General features: G+C 34.5%; 17 protein-coding genes. All 17 read left to right on the top strand.

The annotated features are described in order from the left end of the window. The first annotated feature begins 2 nt into the window (after positions 1 to 2). Complete coding sequence (gene fliQ / locus ACTSKG_RS05755; RefSeq protein WP_151699484.1) at positions 3 to 272, top strand: flagellar biosynthesis protein FliQ; 270 nt, start codon at positions 3 to 5, stop codon at positions 270 to 272. A 4-nt stretch (positions 273 to 276) separates the two neighbouring features. After that, the gene (fliR, locus tag ACTSKG_RS05750; RefSeq protein ID WP_464757188.1) at positions 277 to 1,053 is read left to right on the top strand and encodes a flagellar biosynthetic protein FliR; all 777 of its coding nucleotides are present in this window, start codon (positions 277 to 279) and stop codon (positions 1,051 to 1,053) included. A 1-nt stretch (position 1,054) separates the two neighbouring features. Beyond that, positions 1,055 to 2,140, top strand: coding sequence for a flagellar biosynthesis protein FlhB (gene flhB / locus ACTSKG_RS05745; RefSeq protein WP_464757187.1), 1,086 nt, complete (start codon positions 1,055 to 1,057; stop codon positions 2,138 to 2,140). Positions 2,141 to 2,164: 24 nt separating this feature from the next. After that, complete coding sequence (flhA, locus tag ACTSKG_RS05740; RefSeq protein WP_464757185.1) at positions 2,165 to 4,198, top strand: flagellar biosynthesis protein FlhA; 2,034 nt, start codon at positions 2,165 to 2,167, stop codon at positions 4,196 to 4,198. After that, positions 4,195 to 5,301 (top strand): flagellar biosynthesis protein FlhF, encoded by a 1,107-nt coding sequence (flhF, locus tag ACTSKG_RS05735; protein WP_464757184.1) that lies wholly within the window; start codon positions 4,195 to 4,197, stop codon positions 5,299 to 5,301. The genes flhA and flhF overlap by 4 nt, the downstream gene beginning before the upstream one ends. Beyond that, the gene (locus ACTSKG_RS05730) at positions 5,294 to 6,160 is read left to right on the top strand and encodes a MinD/ParA family protein (protein WP_464757183.1); all 867 of its coding nucleotides are present in this window, start codon (positions 5,294 to 5,296) and stop codon (positions 6,158 to 6,160) included. The genes flhF and ACTSKG_RS05730 overlap by 8 nt, the downstream gene beginning before the upstream one ends. 4 nt (positions 6,161 to 6,164) lie before the next feature. After that, positions 6,165 to 7,271, top strand: a complete 1,107-nt coding sequence (locus tag ACTSKG_RS05725; protein ID WP_464757182.1) for a protein-glutamate methylesterase/protein-glutamine glutaminase — start codon at positions 6,165 to 6,167, stop codon at positions 7,269 to 7,271. Between the two features lie 14 nt (positions 7,272 to 7,285). Then, a complete protein-coding gene (locus ACTSKG_RS05720) occupies positions 7,286 to 9,331 on the top strand; it encodes a chemotaxis protein CheW (protein WP_464757181.1) in 2,046 nt (681 codons plus the stop codon). Positions 9,332 to 9,363: 32 nt separating this feature from the next. Further along, on the top strand, positions 9,364 to 9,819 hold the full coding sequence (locus tag ACTSKG_RS05715) for a chemotaxis protein CheW (protein ID WP_464757180.1): 456 nt from the start codon (positions 9,364 to 9,366) through the stop codon (positions 9,817 to 9,819). 3 nt (positions 9,820 to 9,822) lie between these two features. Further along, a complete protein-coding gene (locus ACTSKG_RS05710) occupies positions 9,823 to 10,452 on the top strand; it encodes a chemotaxis protein CheC (RefSeq protein ID WP_464757179.1) in 630 nt (209 codons plus the stop codon). A gap of 1 nt (position 10,453) precedes the next feature. Continuing rightward, complete coding sequence (locus ACTSKG_RS05705; RefSeq protein ID WP_464757178.1) at positions 10,454 to 10,951, top strand: chemotaxis protein CheD; 498 nt, start codon at positions 10,454 to 10,456, stop codon at positions 10,949 to 10,951. After that, positions 10,951 to 11,247 carry a hypothetical protein gene (locus tag ACTSKG_RS05700; protein WP_464757177.1) on the top strand — a complete coding sequence of 99 codons (297 nt, stop codon included), beginning with the start codon at positions 10,951 to 10,953 and terminating at the stop codon, positions 11,245 to 11,247. Before ACTSKG_RS05705 ends, ACTSKG_RS05700 begins: the two co-directional genes overlap by 1 nt. Before the next feature lie 91 nt (positions 11,248 to 11,338). After that, complete coding sequence (locus ACTSKG_RS05695; protein WP_464757176.1) at positions 11,339 to 12,112, top strand: FliA/WhiG family RNA polymerase sigma factor; 774 nt, start codon at positions 11,339 to 11,341, stop codon at positions 12,110 to 12,112. A gap of 18 nt (positions 12,113 to 12,130) precedes the next feature. Beyond that, positions 12,131 to 12,427: an RNA polymerase subunit sigma gene (locus tag ACTSKG_RS05690; protein ID WP_464757175.1), complete on the top strand. Its 297-nt coding sequence runs from the start codon at positions 12,131 to 12,133 to the stop codon at positions 12,425 to 12,427. Positions 12,428 to 12,435: 8 nt separating this feature from the next. After that, positions 12,436 to 12,912 (top strand): DUF6115 domain-containing protein, encoded by a 477-nt coding sequence (locus tag ACTSKG_RS05685; RefSeq protein WP_464757174.1) that lies wholly within the window; start codon positions 12,436 to 12,438, stop codon positions 12,910 to 12,912. A gap of 143 nt (positions 12,913 to 13,055) precedes the next feature. Next, the gene (gene rpsB / locus ACTSKG_RS05680; protein ID WP_387579872.1) at positions 13,056 to 13,778 is read left to right on the top strand and encodes a 30S ribosomal protein S2; all 723 of its coding nucleotides are present in this window, start codon (positions 13,056 to 13,058) and stop codon (positions 13,776 to 13,778) included. A 90-nt stretch (positions 13,779 to 13,868) separates the two neighbouring features. After that, entirely contained in the window at positions 13,869 to 14,753 is an 885-nt protein-coding gene (gene tsf, locus ACTSKG_RS05675; RefSeq protein WP_464757172.1) for a translation elongation factor Ts, read from the top strand. The last annotated feature ends 73 nt before the right edge of the window (positions 14,754 to 14,826 follow it).

The following is a 14,826-nucleotide window of genomic DNA, read 5'->3' as shown; positions in this document are numbered from 1 at the left end:
TAATGAGTAATGAAATGGTAATTTCGATTGCAGAACAAGCTATTTGGGTCATACTTCTTACATCAGGTCCTCTTCTTTTAATCGCATTAATAACCGGTCTTGCTGTAAGTATCTTTCAAGCAACAACGCAAATTCAAGAACAAACGCTTGCATTCGTTCCTAAGATTATTGCCGTTTTAGTTGCTATTGTTTTTTTTGGACCTTGGATGCTATCACATGTAACATCGTATGCATCGGATATCTTTGAAAATTTAATACGATATATTGGTTGATGTTATGAATGAAATTTTACCTAAACTAACTGTGTTATTGCTTGTTATTGCACGTGTTTCTGCTTTTTTCGTGACGTTGCCTCTCTTTTCACATCGAACAATTCCTGCAACTCACCGTATTGCTTTCGCAATCGTTATTTCATGGATGATGTATTATACAATGGATGTTGAGCCATTTGAGGTAAATGGAGATTACATATTATTAATAATGAAGGAAGTCATGGTCGGTTTATTCATAGGCCTGCTAGCTTATATTATCATGTCAGCTATTCAAATCGCTGGCGGATTTATTGATTTTCAGATGGGGTTTGCAATTGCTAATGTAATTGACCCTCAAACTGGTGCTCAAAGTCCATTAGTTGGGCAGTTTTTGAATACATTAGCTCTTTTATTGTTATTGGCATTGAATGGGCATCACTTATTATTAGATGGAATTTTTTATAGTTATCATTTTATACCCATGGAACTAGCCTGGCCACATTTGGGGCAAGAAAATTACATTGAGTTTATCATGAAAACATTTGCCGGAGTTTTTGCAGTAGCATTTCAAATGTCGATTCCTATAGTCGCTACTCTCTTTTTAGTTGATATCGCTTTAGGGATTACTGCTAGAACTGTACCACAACTCAATATATTTGTTGTTGGTTTTCCAATAAAAATAGGTGTTAGTTTTTTAGTGCTTTTTGTCATGATGGGAGTTTTGATGGCAGTTGTTCAGAAATTGTTTCAAATTATGGTCGTAAGTATGCGTGATCTAATGATAATTTTGGGTGGTGGCTAGTATGTTCAAACTCCGATTAGATTTACAGTTTTTCGCGGGAGAAAAAACAGAAAAAGCAACACCTAAAAAACGACAAGATTCCCGTAAAAAAGGACAAGTATTAAAAAGTGCAGACGTTACAAGTGCAATAGTGTTACTTTCTGTTTTTCTTTTTCTGTTTTTTAGTGCTAGTTTTTTAAGAACGGAATTGTTTTCTTTTTTTAGTGTCACATTTACAAAATATATGTTAATTAAAACTTTAACGGTCGAATCAGTAATAGAAATATATAAAAGTTTACTTATGGAAATGGCGAAAATATTGCTTCCGGTTATGGGAGTAGCAGTAGTTGCTGCCATAGCGGCTAACTTTTTTCAATTTGGATTGTTGTTTACAACTGAACCATTGAAGTTTGACTTAAAAAAAATTGATCCTATAAAAGGCCTTAAAAGAATATTTTCTCTAAAAGCAGTTATTGAACTTTTAAAATCTATATTAAAAATATCTTTTATCGGTTCTGTTACTACCCTTATTCTGTGGATGAATTTAGAGAAGGTATTATCTTTATCATTCAAAACTGCTTGGGACACACTCTCTACGGTTGGTTGGTTGGCTGGAATGATGGGTATAGCAGCTTCTTGTGTTTTATTATTTATTTCTGTATTGGATTTTTTTTATCAGCGTTTTGACTATGAAAAAAATCTTAAAATGTCCAAACAAGACATTAAAGATGAACATAAGAATTCGGATGGGGATCCAATTATCAAATCTCGTATAAGACAGCGTCAAAGAGAAATGGCTATGCGTCGAATGATGCAAGAAATTCCAACTGCAGATGTAGTTATTACAAATCCAACGCATTTTGCAATTGTTCTAAAATACGACGATGAATCTATGGATGCTCCAACGGTAGTTGCAAAAGGTGCAGATTTTGTTGCACAAAAGATCAAACTGATTGCAAAAGAAAATGATGTAATTATGGTTGAAAATCGTCCACTTGCTAGGGCTATGTATGACCAAGTAGAAATTGGTCAACGAATTCCAGATGAATTTTTCAAAGCTGTTGCTGAAGTACTAGCTTATGTATATCGTATAAAACAAAAAATTTAAAGGTAAAGATTGAGGTGGAAGTATATGCAAATCCGCGATATAACCGTATTAGCAGCTGTAATTTCTATTGTGGCTATGCTAGTAATACCTCTTCCTCATTGGTTATTGAGTTTTTTAATAATCATAAATATCACCATTGCATTGCTAATCTTAATGACTGCTATGAATATGCAAGAGGCGCTTCAGTTCTCTGTGTTCCCTCCTTTGTTATTGCTTGTCACATTGTTTCGATTAGGACTCAATGTTTCTACTACTAGAGCAATATTATCAGAAGGAGATGCAGGCAAGGTTGTTGAAACGTTTGGTACGTTTGTTACTGGAGGAAACATTCTAGTAGGTCTCGTTGTTTTTGCTATTTTAGTAATTATACAATTTATTGTAATTACTAAAGGTGCAGAGCGTGTATCAGAAGTTGCAGCACGATTTACATTGGATGCGATGCCAGGTAAACAAATGAGTATTGATGCGGATTTAAATGCTGGAATGATCTCGGAAAAAGAAGCAAGAGAAAGACGTGAAAAGGTTAGTAGAGAAGCTGACTTTTACGGAGCGATGGATGGAGCAACCAAATTTGTAAAAGGTGATGCAATCGCCGGAATTATTATCGTACTTATTAACTTGACAGTAGGAATCGTAATAGGGGTAGTTCAGTTAGGACTTCCATTTGCTGAAGCGGCAATCCGGTTTTCTACTCTTACAGTTGGTGATGGTTTAGTTTCACAAATACCTGCTTTGTTGATTTCGACTGCTACCGGTATTGTTGTTACAAGAGCTGCTTCGGAAGGTAATCTTGGTAGTGATATTACAAGCCAATTATTCTCACAACCAAAACTTCTTTATGTTGCAGCTGGTACGATTGCCATACTTGGAATTGTAACTCCTATTGGTCCGTTTATTACCTTTCCAATTGCTATTGCACTAATAGCGGGTGCTTACGTGATGAATAAATCGAGAAAAGAAGATCCAAGTGAAATAGAAGAATTCGAAGAAGAGGTCACAACAGACAACATGAAAAGTCCGGAAAATGTTATTAATCTCCTTAATGTAGATCCAATTGAGTTTGAATTTGGATATGGTCTCATTCCTTTAGTAGATACTGCACAAGGTGGGGATTTACTGGACCGGGTTGTTATGATACGAAGACAGCTTGCATTAGAGTTAGGAATTGTCATACCGGTTGTCCGAATTCGCGATAATATTCAGCTACAACCAAATGAATACCGTATTAAAATTAAAGGAAATGAAATGGCAAGAGGCGAATTATTACTTGATCACTATTTAGCGATGAGTCCTGGAGATGATGATTCCATTGAAGGAATAGATACGATAGAACCTTCTTTTGGATTACCAGCAAAATGGATTACTGAAACAGTGAAAGAAGAAGCTGAGATACTTGGCTATACTGTTGTTGATCCGCCAAGTGTTGTCTCCACACATATGACGGAAATCATCCGAAATAATGCGCATGATTTATTGGGTCGACAGGAAACGAAACAACTTATCGACCATATTAGAGAAACTTATCCTATACTTGTAGATGAATTAACTCCAACACCACTTACGGTTGGGGAAATACAAAAAGTTTTAGGCAATTTACTAAAGGAACATGTATCTATTCGTAATCTGCCAATAATTTTTGAAACACTTGCAGATTATTCAAAAATGACTTCAGATGTCGATATATTAACAGAGTATACGAGACAATCATTAGCGAAACAAATTACGACACAATATGCAGGAAATAACCATGTATTAAAAGTCTTAACCGTTTCTGGTAGAGTGGAAAAATTGATTGCTGATAGTATTCAGCAAACAGAACATGGAAACTATTTATCTATTGATCCAAATGATTCTCAAGCAATATTAGAATCGATGGCGAGAGAAATAGAACGAGCATCTTTAATGGAACAATCACCAATTATATTATGCTCACCAGCTGTAAGAATGTATATGCGTCAAATGACAGAACGATATTTCCCTCAAGTTCCGATTCTTTCTTATAATGAATTAGAATCATCCATTGAGGTACAAAGCGTTGGGGTGGTGAATGTAGAGTGAAAATGAAAAAATATACGGCAAGTACGATGCCTGAAGCTATGAAACTAATACGAAAAGAATTAGGTGAAGAAGCAGTTATTTTGAATTCAAAAGTTGCTTATTCGAAAGGTTTTTTAGGTTTGTTCAAAAAGAAAACTATCGAAGTGCTAGCAGGTATTGATACGTTTGATCCTCCAACCGCTCCTGTCGAAAAAGCGACGGTCCCAATGGTTCATTCAAATAAGGCAACGGACGAAATAAAAAAAGAATTAGAAGACCTAAAACATATGGTGAAATCGATTCAACGTCCACAAATGGATGTTAATTATCCAGATGAATTAGGAACTCTTATTCACTATTTGAAGGAACAAGAGCTAGCAGAAGAGCTTATCACAACAGTTGGTGATGAGCTTTTTATGCATATGAAAAAAAATGATTATACCATTGATTTAGATAAACAAATTACAATAACAAAAGAATGCCTATCGTCATCCTTAGAACAAATTCCTTTTGGAGGACTCTCTTATACTAAGAAATATATTAATGTACTAGGTCCTACAGGCGTAGGAAAGACGACTACAATTGCAAAAATGGCTGCTAGGGCTGTATTAGAAAAGAAGAAAAAGGTAGGGTTTATTACAACTGATACATATAGAATTGCTGCAATTGAGCAATTAAAGACATATGCTGGGTTGCTTCAAGCACCCATTGAAATTGTTTACAATGAAAAAGATTTACAAGAAGCAATGAAAAATTTTGAATCATTGGATATTGTGTTTATTGATACTGCAGGTAGAAATTATAAAGAGCACAAGTTTGTAGAAGACTTACAAGAGTTAATTGATCTAAAAGAGAATACAGAAACTTTTCTTGTTCTATCTACTACTTCTAAGCAAAAAGACATGGAAGTGATTATCGAACAGTTTACAGAATTCCCGATTGAGAAATATATTTTTACAAAACTAGATGAAACAAATTCTATTGGCTCAATTATCAATTTAATGGTTAAATATAAGAAGGGACTTGCTTACTATACGGATGGTCAAGAAGTCCCGGAAGATATAGTCGAGGCTAATCAAAATGAATTACTCAATATGTTATTAAAGGGGATTCGTTATGAGTGATCAAGCAGAAGAGTTAAGAATGCGGATGCTTAGGAGTCAGAACAAATTAGGTCGGTCTATTGCGGTTGTCAGTGGTAAAGGAGGGGTGGGGAAAAGTAATTTTTCCATGAACTTCACTACTATGTTGAGTTCATTAGGTAAAAAGGTTGTTCTAATTGATATGGATATAGGTATGGGAAACATTCATATTTTAATAGGAAAAACTGTTTCCTCTAATTTGAAAGATTATTTAGTAGGAGATGCTTCGATAGAAGAAGTGTTGTTTGATGGACCTAATAATCTTCAATATATCTCTGGCGGATCTGGCTTATCAGGTGTAATGGAATGGAATGAAGAAATGTTTGGAAGATTGGTAGAGGCATTTGAGTATATGCAAAAAAATTATGATTATATCGTATTTGATATGGGAGCTGGTGCAACCAGTCAAACATTGGATCTATTAGTTTCAGTAGATGATATTATCGTCATCACAACTGCAGAGCCGACCTCTATTACGGATGCCTATTCCATGATGAAGTATATTTTTTATAAAGATCCGGATAAAAACTTCTTTCTTTTGTGTAATAGAGCTTTTACCGAGGAGGAAGGGATAGAAACAACATCTAGATTAAAATTAGCGATGTCCAAATTTTTATCTAAAGAAATTGTTGTACTTGGTTCATTGCCAGAGGATCCATCTGTTCGAAAAGCTGTGAGAGAACAAGTTCCATTTTCATTATTATATCCCCATGCAGAAATAACGAAAAAGTTAAAAGAGATTGCCAGTAAATTTTCGGATTTAGACTTTGAGAAAGAGAATATACCTAGACAAAGTAAATTTATATCTCGATTAAAAAATCTCTTTGCGGGGAGGTCGTGACCAAGTGGAGCAGATACAAAAAAAGAAACTTCTCATAGTAGATGATTCTGCTTTTATGCGAAAACTAATTACGGATTTTTTTGCCGATAGTAAATTTGTTGAAGTTGTAGGGATTGCTCGAAATGGAAAAGATGCTATTCAAAAGATAAAGTCTCTTCAACCAGACGTTGTGACGATGGATGTTGAAATGCCTGTAATGAACGGTATAGATGCTTTAAAAGAAATCATGACAAAAACACCAGTTGCAATTGTTATGCTCTCAAGTACAACTCAAAAAGGTACAGAAAGTACACTTCTCGCGATGGAATATGGAGCAGTAGACTTTGTTGCAAAGCCAAGCGGTACAATCTCTTTAGATTTACATAAAATAAAAGAAGAATTAGTAGTAAAAGTTGAAAACGCAGCGACCGTTTCGATTACAAAAATGAAAAGGCCACAGTTAGTAACCGAGAAATCTATTATTTTTTCTGAAGTTTCTAAAGTTAAAAAACCTAGTATTCCATTAACATCCAAACTGCAGAATTGGGATAAACAAAAAAGAAAAATGATACTAATTGGTACTTCAACTGGTGGTCCTCGAGCGCTTCAAGAAGTTATTACAAAGCTTCCTAAGAATATTCAAGCTCCAGTACTAATCGTGCAACATATGCCTGCTGGCTTTACAAAATCGCTAGCTGTTCGGCTGAATCAGCTAGCTGAAATAGAAGTGAAAGAAGCCGAAAATGGAGATATTTTAAGAAATGGTTATGCATATATCGCACCTGGTGGTTATCATTTACGCCTAAGTAAAATGGGAAATGTCTATACCATTGTTTTAGATAACATAGAACCTCCTAGAGCGGGGCATAGACCATCTGTAGATGTGTTATTTGAAGATAATAGTCGGTATAACGATTTTGATAAAATAGCAGTAATTATGACAGGAATGGGCTCAGATGGTTCAGCTGGACTACGAAAGTTAGATGAAAGCGGAAATGTTGTGGCTATTGCGGAATCTGCAAATACTTGCATTGTATATGGTATGCCAAAAGCTGCAATAGAAACTAACTTAGTGAACGAAGTAGTAGATTTAGAAAATATCACACAAGCAATTTTACAATACTTGCCTTAAAGGGGTGTTTATTCATGGATACAAATCAATATTTAGAGATGTTTATAGAAGAAAGTAAGGAACATTTGCAAGCTTGCAATGAACATTTATTGGAACTAGAGAAAAACCCATCAGACATTGCAATTGTAAATGAGGTTTTTCGGTCTGCTCATACATTAAAAGGTATGTCGGCTACTATGGGTTATGAAGATATAGCTAATTTAACACATAAAATGGAAAACGTTTTAGACTTAATTCGAAATAATAAATTACATGTGACTGCCGAATTATTAGATGTAGTTTTTATTGCCGTTGATCAATTAGAAGAAATGGTATTAGATATTGCGGCAGGTGGAAAAGGAAAGTTAGACGTAACAGAGACAGTACAAAAATTACATGTGATTGAAACTGGTGAAGTTGCTCCTGTTGCAGCAACAACCATTGAAACCATAGTAGAAACTGAATTTACGCAAGAAAACTGGCTTACATATGATGATTATGATCTTACAGTAATTCAGCAATCATTTGAACAAGATTATCAAACATATGAGATATCCGTACAACTTCGAGAAGATTGCCTTTTAAAGGCTGCCCGAGTATACATGGTATTTGAATTACTGGAAAAAATGGGAGATGTTATTAAGTCTTCACCTTCTGTTGAAAAGCTTGAGGACGAACAATTCGATAATACATTCTATATTGCTTTAGTAACATCAGAACCGAAAGATGATGTACAAAAGAAACTTCTAAAAGTTTCAGAAGTTACAGAAGTTAAAGTTAACTCTGTGACAATAGATCAGTTAAAAAACCGTCAAAATGATGCTCTAAATAAAGTTGTATCTCAAGAATTGGCGGTACAAAAAGAAGAAACAAATAATAGTGAAGAATCTAATTCTGTTCCTTCAGAAAAGTCAGGATCATCTAAAACTGCAGGAAACAAGACGATTCGTGTCAATATTGAGCGATTAGATATATTGATGAACTTATTTGAAGAGTTAGTCATCGATCGTGGACGTCTTCAATCTATATCAGAAGAACTTCATAATAATGAACTAGATGAGACAGTTGAACGGATGTCAAGAATTACTGGCGACCTTCAAAATATAATTTTAAACATGCGAATGGTACCTGTCGAAACGGTATTTAATCGTTTTCCAAGAATGGTGCGTCAACTAGCTAGAGATTTAAATAAAAAGATTAATCTTGAAGTGATTGGTGCCGATACTGAACTTGATCGTACAGTAATAGATGAAATTGGGGATCCACTTGTCCATCTAATTCGAAACTCATTAGATCATGGTGTGGAAAGCCCTGAAATTCGAAAAGCAAAAGGGAAACCCGAAGAAGGAACTGTGGTGCTTAGAGCATACCATAGCGGAAATCATGTCTTTATCGAAATTGAAGACGATGGAGCTGGAGTAAACCGTCAAAAAGTTCTTAAAAAGGCTATTTCAAAAGGACTTGTTACTGAAGAAGTGGCATCAACCTTGACCGACAAGCAAGTAGCGGAATTTATTTTATCTTCTGGTTTTTCTACTGCTGATGTAATTTCAGATGTTTCTGGTCGTGGAGTTGGTTTAGATGTTGTGAAAACAACAATTGAATCACTAGGAGGAACAATTGATATATCTTCAACAGAAGGTAAAGGTTCCTTGTTTTCAATTCAATTACCTTTAACTTTATCAATTATTTCTGTCATGTTAGTAGAGCTTAGTGAAGAAATCTACGCAATTCCGCTATCTTCTATTATCGAGACAGCCATTATTAGATCATCTGATATTTTAAATGCACACAATCAAAAAGTTATAGATTTCCGCGGAAAAGTAGTTCCATTAGTATTTTTAGAAGATGTATTCGATGTACCAAGAGAAAGTAATGAGGAAGAGTTCCACTCAGTTGTTCTAGTACGTAAAGGTGATAAACTAGCTGGATTAGTAGTAGACTCGTTTATCGGACAACAAGAAATTGTATTAAAATCACTTGGAGAATATTTATCAAGTGTGTTTGCAATTTCAGGAGCAACTATTTTAGGAAATGGTCAAGTAGCTTTAATTGTTGACTGTAATGCATTGATAATATAAGGGAAATACTCTTGGAAGGATGCGTAAACTATATGACAGAAGCCGTAGAACTTAAAAGTGTAAAAGTAGTAGTTTTTCAATTAGCAGATAAAGAATATGTAATTCCTGTGAGTCAAGTACAGGGTATAGAAAAATTAATTCATATTACACGTGTTCCAAAAACACCCTCTTATGTTAAAGGAGTGATTAACTTAAGAGGTGTAGTAACACCAATTATAGATTTAAAGAATCGCTTTGGACTTGGTGAAAGTGAATTAAATGAGTCTTCGCGAATTATTATTATTACTTTAGAAAATATGAATGTTGGAGTCATTGTCGATTCTGCTAACGATGTATTAGATATTCCAACTGATGCTATTGAGCCACAACCAGAAGTTGTTGGAGGATTAGAACAAGACTTTATCGCCGGTGTTGCAAAATTAAATCGTCGTTTGTTAATACTACTTCATTTAAATCTAGTGTTAAATCCCATTAAGTCTGGGGTATAAGTTATGTATGAAAAAAGTATAACCTCGATGCATTTAGATGTTTTAAAAGAGATAGGGAACATCGGTGCTGCTCATGCTGCTACATCACTTTCTACTTTACTAAATAAAAAAATAGACATGAAAGTCCCTAAAGTAGAAATGGTTTCTTTTGATGAAATGATGGACCTAGCAGGAGGCCCTGATAGTGTTGTTGCAGGAATATACCTTCGCATAGAAGGCGATGTAACGGGAAGTATGTTTTTTGTTTTACCTGTAGAACAAGCTAATCGTTTTATTAGGAGATTAGTTCAAGACGATCATTTTGATTTTCAAACGGGAGTAGTTTCTGAGATTGGTGTATCGGCTATGCAAGAACTAGGAAATATTCTTTCAGGTTCTTACTTATCCGCGCTATCAGATTTCACTCAACTTAATATTTATCCTACCGTACCTGCACTAAGTGTAGATATGGTAGGAGCGATTATCAGTTTTGGATTAGTGGAGGTTTCTCACATAAGCGATTATGTTATTGTAATCGATACAGCTATAAACGAAGAAGATGTACCGAATGAAGAAAGTGTAAGAGGACATTTTTTCTTATTACCTGATCCTGACTCATTCGAAGCTATTTTTAATGCATTAGGAGTAAACTAATATGATTGCACAAGGACAAGTAGTTAAAGTGGGCATTGCGGATATGAATGTTGCAAGACCTCCTGATACAATTCGCACTTCGGGTCTAGGTTCATGTGTTGGAGTTGTACTTTATGATGAAAGATTAAAAATAGCTGGATTAATCCATGTTATGTTACCTGATTCTAGTTTAGGAAGACTAGAGAATATAAATATAGCCAAGTTTGCAGATACAGGAATTCCGGCAATGATTGAACAACTCAAATTGGAAGGTGCGCAGCTATTTAAGTTACGAGCAAAAATTGCTGGAGGGGCACAAATGTTTCAATTTTCAACAAGCAGAGATACAATGCGCATTGGTCCAAGAAATGTAGAAGCTGTCAAAGAGCAGTTGAAAAAATATACAATCCCGATTGTTTCTGAAGATACGGGAGGGAATAGTGGTAGAACTATTGAATTTGATCCGTCCACTAGCATGCTACATATACGAACTGTTAACCAAGGAGTGAGAGAAATATAATGGTTGGAACGATTCTTTCAAACTTTTGGGCGGCTCTATTAGCTTTTAGTATTTATTTTTTTTCAACTTATCCATTTCTTAATGCGAAAAATATATTATTTAATGCAAGTATAATTGCAATTTTAATATTTTTGATTACATTCATTGCACGAGCAATTATATCCTTTGTAATGGAAAATCATTATGAAACAGAGGTTCTTGAAGTCTTATTGAACGAAGAGGAAGAATCTGAAACAAATCTTTCTTCTGAGGAATATGCAAAAATTGTGAAATCTATGTTGAATGAAAACGAATGAGGGGAGTTCGAATATATTTCGACTCTCCTTTTGTCTGTTAATTTGATATAATTAGAGTATTAATTTGATATATTGGGAAAGGGGGATATTTGTGGTAAAACATAATTCGACAGAAGAACAGCTTCTATGGAAAAAATGGATTGATAACAAAGACCCTGAAGCAGGAGATTCTTTAATCCGTCAATATACACCTCTCGTTACCTATCATGTTCAACGTATTGGTGCAAGCATCCCTAAAAATATATCAAGAGATGAGTTAAAGAGTCTAGGAATGATGGGATTATTTGATGCACTTAATAAATTTGATTATTCAAGGGACTTGAAATTTGATACTTATGCTTCGTTCCGAGTAAGAGGAGCAATTATCGATGGCTTAAGAAAAGAAGATTGGCTTCCTAGATCATCACGAGAGAAAGCAAAAAAACTAGAGTCAAGAATTGAAGAATTAGAACAAAGACTTATGAGACATGTAACAGCTGAAGAAATTGCAGATTATGTTGAAATTCCTGTAGAAGAAGTATATCAAACAGTTCAGGAACATTTTTTTTCAAATGTATTGTCTATCGATGAACAACTTCAAGATAACGAAGAAATGGAAAACAAATCATTCGTAATCAGGGATGACTCACAGAAAACGCCAGAACAAAAAATGGTCAAACAAGAATTACTCCAAGACCTTGTAGAACAAATTAATATGCTCAATGAGAATGAACAACTAGTATTAAGTCTTTTTTATACAGAAGAGTTAACATTGACGGTGATAGGTGAAATGCTCAACTTATCAACATCGAGGATTTCACAAATACATTCTAAAGCATTATTTAAACTACGCAAATTATTAGCAAACGAGATGACGAATGTCTAAAAAGGGAGAACTAATTATATGAGTTTAAAAGGTGTAGAACTCCAAATTGCTATTCCAAAAACATTCGATGCTGGTAAGGTAGCAGAACAACTTCAACAACAAAGCTCAGTGAATCAATCAAATGCCCAAGCTACTTCGGATAGACAGTTAGAAAAAAATAGAGAAACAGTAACTAAGTCAAATAATGCGGCAAGCTTAGACGATCATGAACACGAAAATGCAGAACATGATCGTAAAAAACGCGAGAAAAAAGAACAGGAAATGAAAGAAACAAAGCATCCTTTTAAAGGAAACTTTGTGGATTTTAGTGGGTAGGAGCGGTTATGACACCAATTATATTAGTAATATTATTTTTACTTCAAATAGTTAGTTTTTATTTAATTGCTTTAATGTTTGCTAAATTAACTAAATTTAAAGATATGGAAAAGAAACAAGAACAAGTTTTAAAAGAAATAGATGATTCGTTCGGAGCTTGTATTGCAGAAATGAAAGATGAAAATAATAGGCTTTTAAAAGAGTTGAATAAATCAGAAAAATCATTTATAGCTTCTACACAAGAAGAGATAAAAGAAGAAACTCGTTCTTTTGAACTTCCAAAATCATTTGTATCTAAGCAACTTGCAGCAAGTAGTTACTTAAAAACAGTAGCAACAACAGAGAAAAAGATACCTGTAACAATAAAAGAAAAGGTTCTTTTTTATAGTGAAGAAGGAAAAGATATAGATGAAATAGCAAAACTTTTGCAAATTGGAAAGACGGAAGTAGAGCTTTTCTTAAAATTTAAGGATAAAAATAGTTGAAAGATATAAATATGTATGGTATATTACAATACGGTATGAATACACACGCAGTTCGGATGGATTTAGCAGGTGCTCTAGCTAATAGAGTAGCTAATGAAAAATGATGAATGCGGAAGACTAAACCAAATCAGGAGGAAATAATCATGTCAGTAATCTCTATGAAACAATTACTTGAGGCTGGTGTACACTTCGGTCACCAAACTCGCCGTTGGAATCCAAAAATGAAAAAATTCATTTTTGTTGAACGTAACGGAATCTACATCATCGATCTACAAAAAACGGTTAAAAAATTAGAAGAAGCTTATGACTTCATGCGTCAAGTTGGTCAAGACGGTGGAAAAGTTCTATTCGTTGGAACTAAAAAACAAGCTCAAGAAGCTATTAAAGAAGAAGCTGAACGTTCTGGAAACTACTACATCAACCAACGTTGGTTAGGTGGTACTTTAACAAACTTTGGTACTATTCAAAAACGTGTAGCACGTCTAAAAGCTATTGAAAAAATGGAAGAAGACGGTACGTTTGATGTACTTCCTAAAAAAGAAGTTGTTCAACTTAAAAAACAACATGAACGTCTTGTAAAATTCTTAGGCGGTATTCGTGATATGAAAGCTATTCCAGATGTAATGTTTGTAGTTGATCCACGTAAAGAGCGTATTGCTGTTGCAGAAGCTCGCAAACTAAACATTCCATTAGTAGGAATTGTTGATACAAACTGTGATCCAGATGAAATCGACTATGTAATTCCTGCAAATGATGATGCAATTCGCGCAGTAAAATTATTAACTGCTAAAATGGCGGATGCATTACTTGAAGCAAGACAAGGTGAAGACGAAGAAGTAACTCCAGCTGAAGTTGCTGCTGAGTAAGACACATGTAAGTAACAGGTGATAAGCGGCCAAACCACTTATCACCTTTTTTTGAGAAAATGAATTTATATGTACTAGGAGGAATTTAAAATGGCAGTTACAGCACAAATGGTAAAAGAATTGCGTGAAAAAACTGGCGCAGGTATGATGGATTGTAAAAAAGCTTTAGTAGAAACAGACGGTAATTTAGAAGCAGCAATCGACTTTTTACGTGAAAAAGGTCTTTCTTCTGCAGCTAAAAAAGCTGATCGTATTGCTGCTGAAGGTACTACTTATATCCAAGTTGAAGGAAACAAAGCTATCTTATTAGAAATGAATGCTGAAACAGATTTCGTATCAAAAAACGAAGAGTTCCAACAATTAGTAAAAAAAGTAGCTTCTCATTTATTAGCAACTGAACCAACTTCAGTAGAAGAAGCTTTAGCTTCAACAATCGAAGAAGGAATTACTGTTGAAAACTTAATTTCTAATGCAATTGCTAAAATTGGAGAAAAAATTACACTTCGTCGTTTTGTTATTGAAACAAAAACAGATGCTGATGCATTTGGTCCTTACCTACACATGGGTGGACGTATTGGTGTTCTTACAGTTCTTGAAGGTTCAACTGATTCAAACGCGGCGAAAGATGTTGCAATGCATATAGCTGCTTTAAATCCTGCATTTATTTCACGTGACGAAGTATCTGCTGAACAAGTGGAACATGAGCGTAAAATATTAACAGAACAAGCTTTAAATGAAGGAAAACCTGAAAATATTGTTGCAAAAATGGTAGAAGGCCGTCTTGGTAAATATTTCGAAGATATTTGTCTACTTGACCAATCTTTCGTTAAAAACCCAGATCAAAAAGTGCGCGTTTTTGTTGAATCAACTGGTGGTAACTTAAAATCATTTACTCGTTATGCTGTTGGTGAAGGAATTGAAAAACGTGAAGATAACTTTGCGGAAGAAGTAATGAGCCAAGTTAAAGGTAACTAATAAAAGAATGGAAATTTGTTCTAACAAGTTTTCGCTAAATAAACAAGAACAACTAGGGAACACGAAATTTGTG

This window comes from Psychrobacillus syltrankelensis, assembly GCF_055454035.1.
Note: the sequence above shows the minus strand (reverse complement) of the source record. Positions and strands in the feature narration are given on the sequence as shown.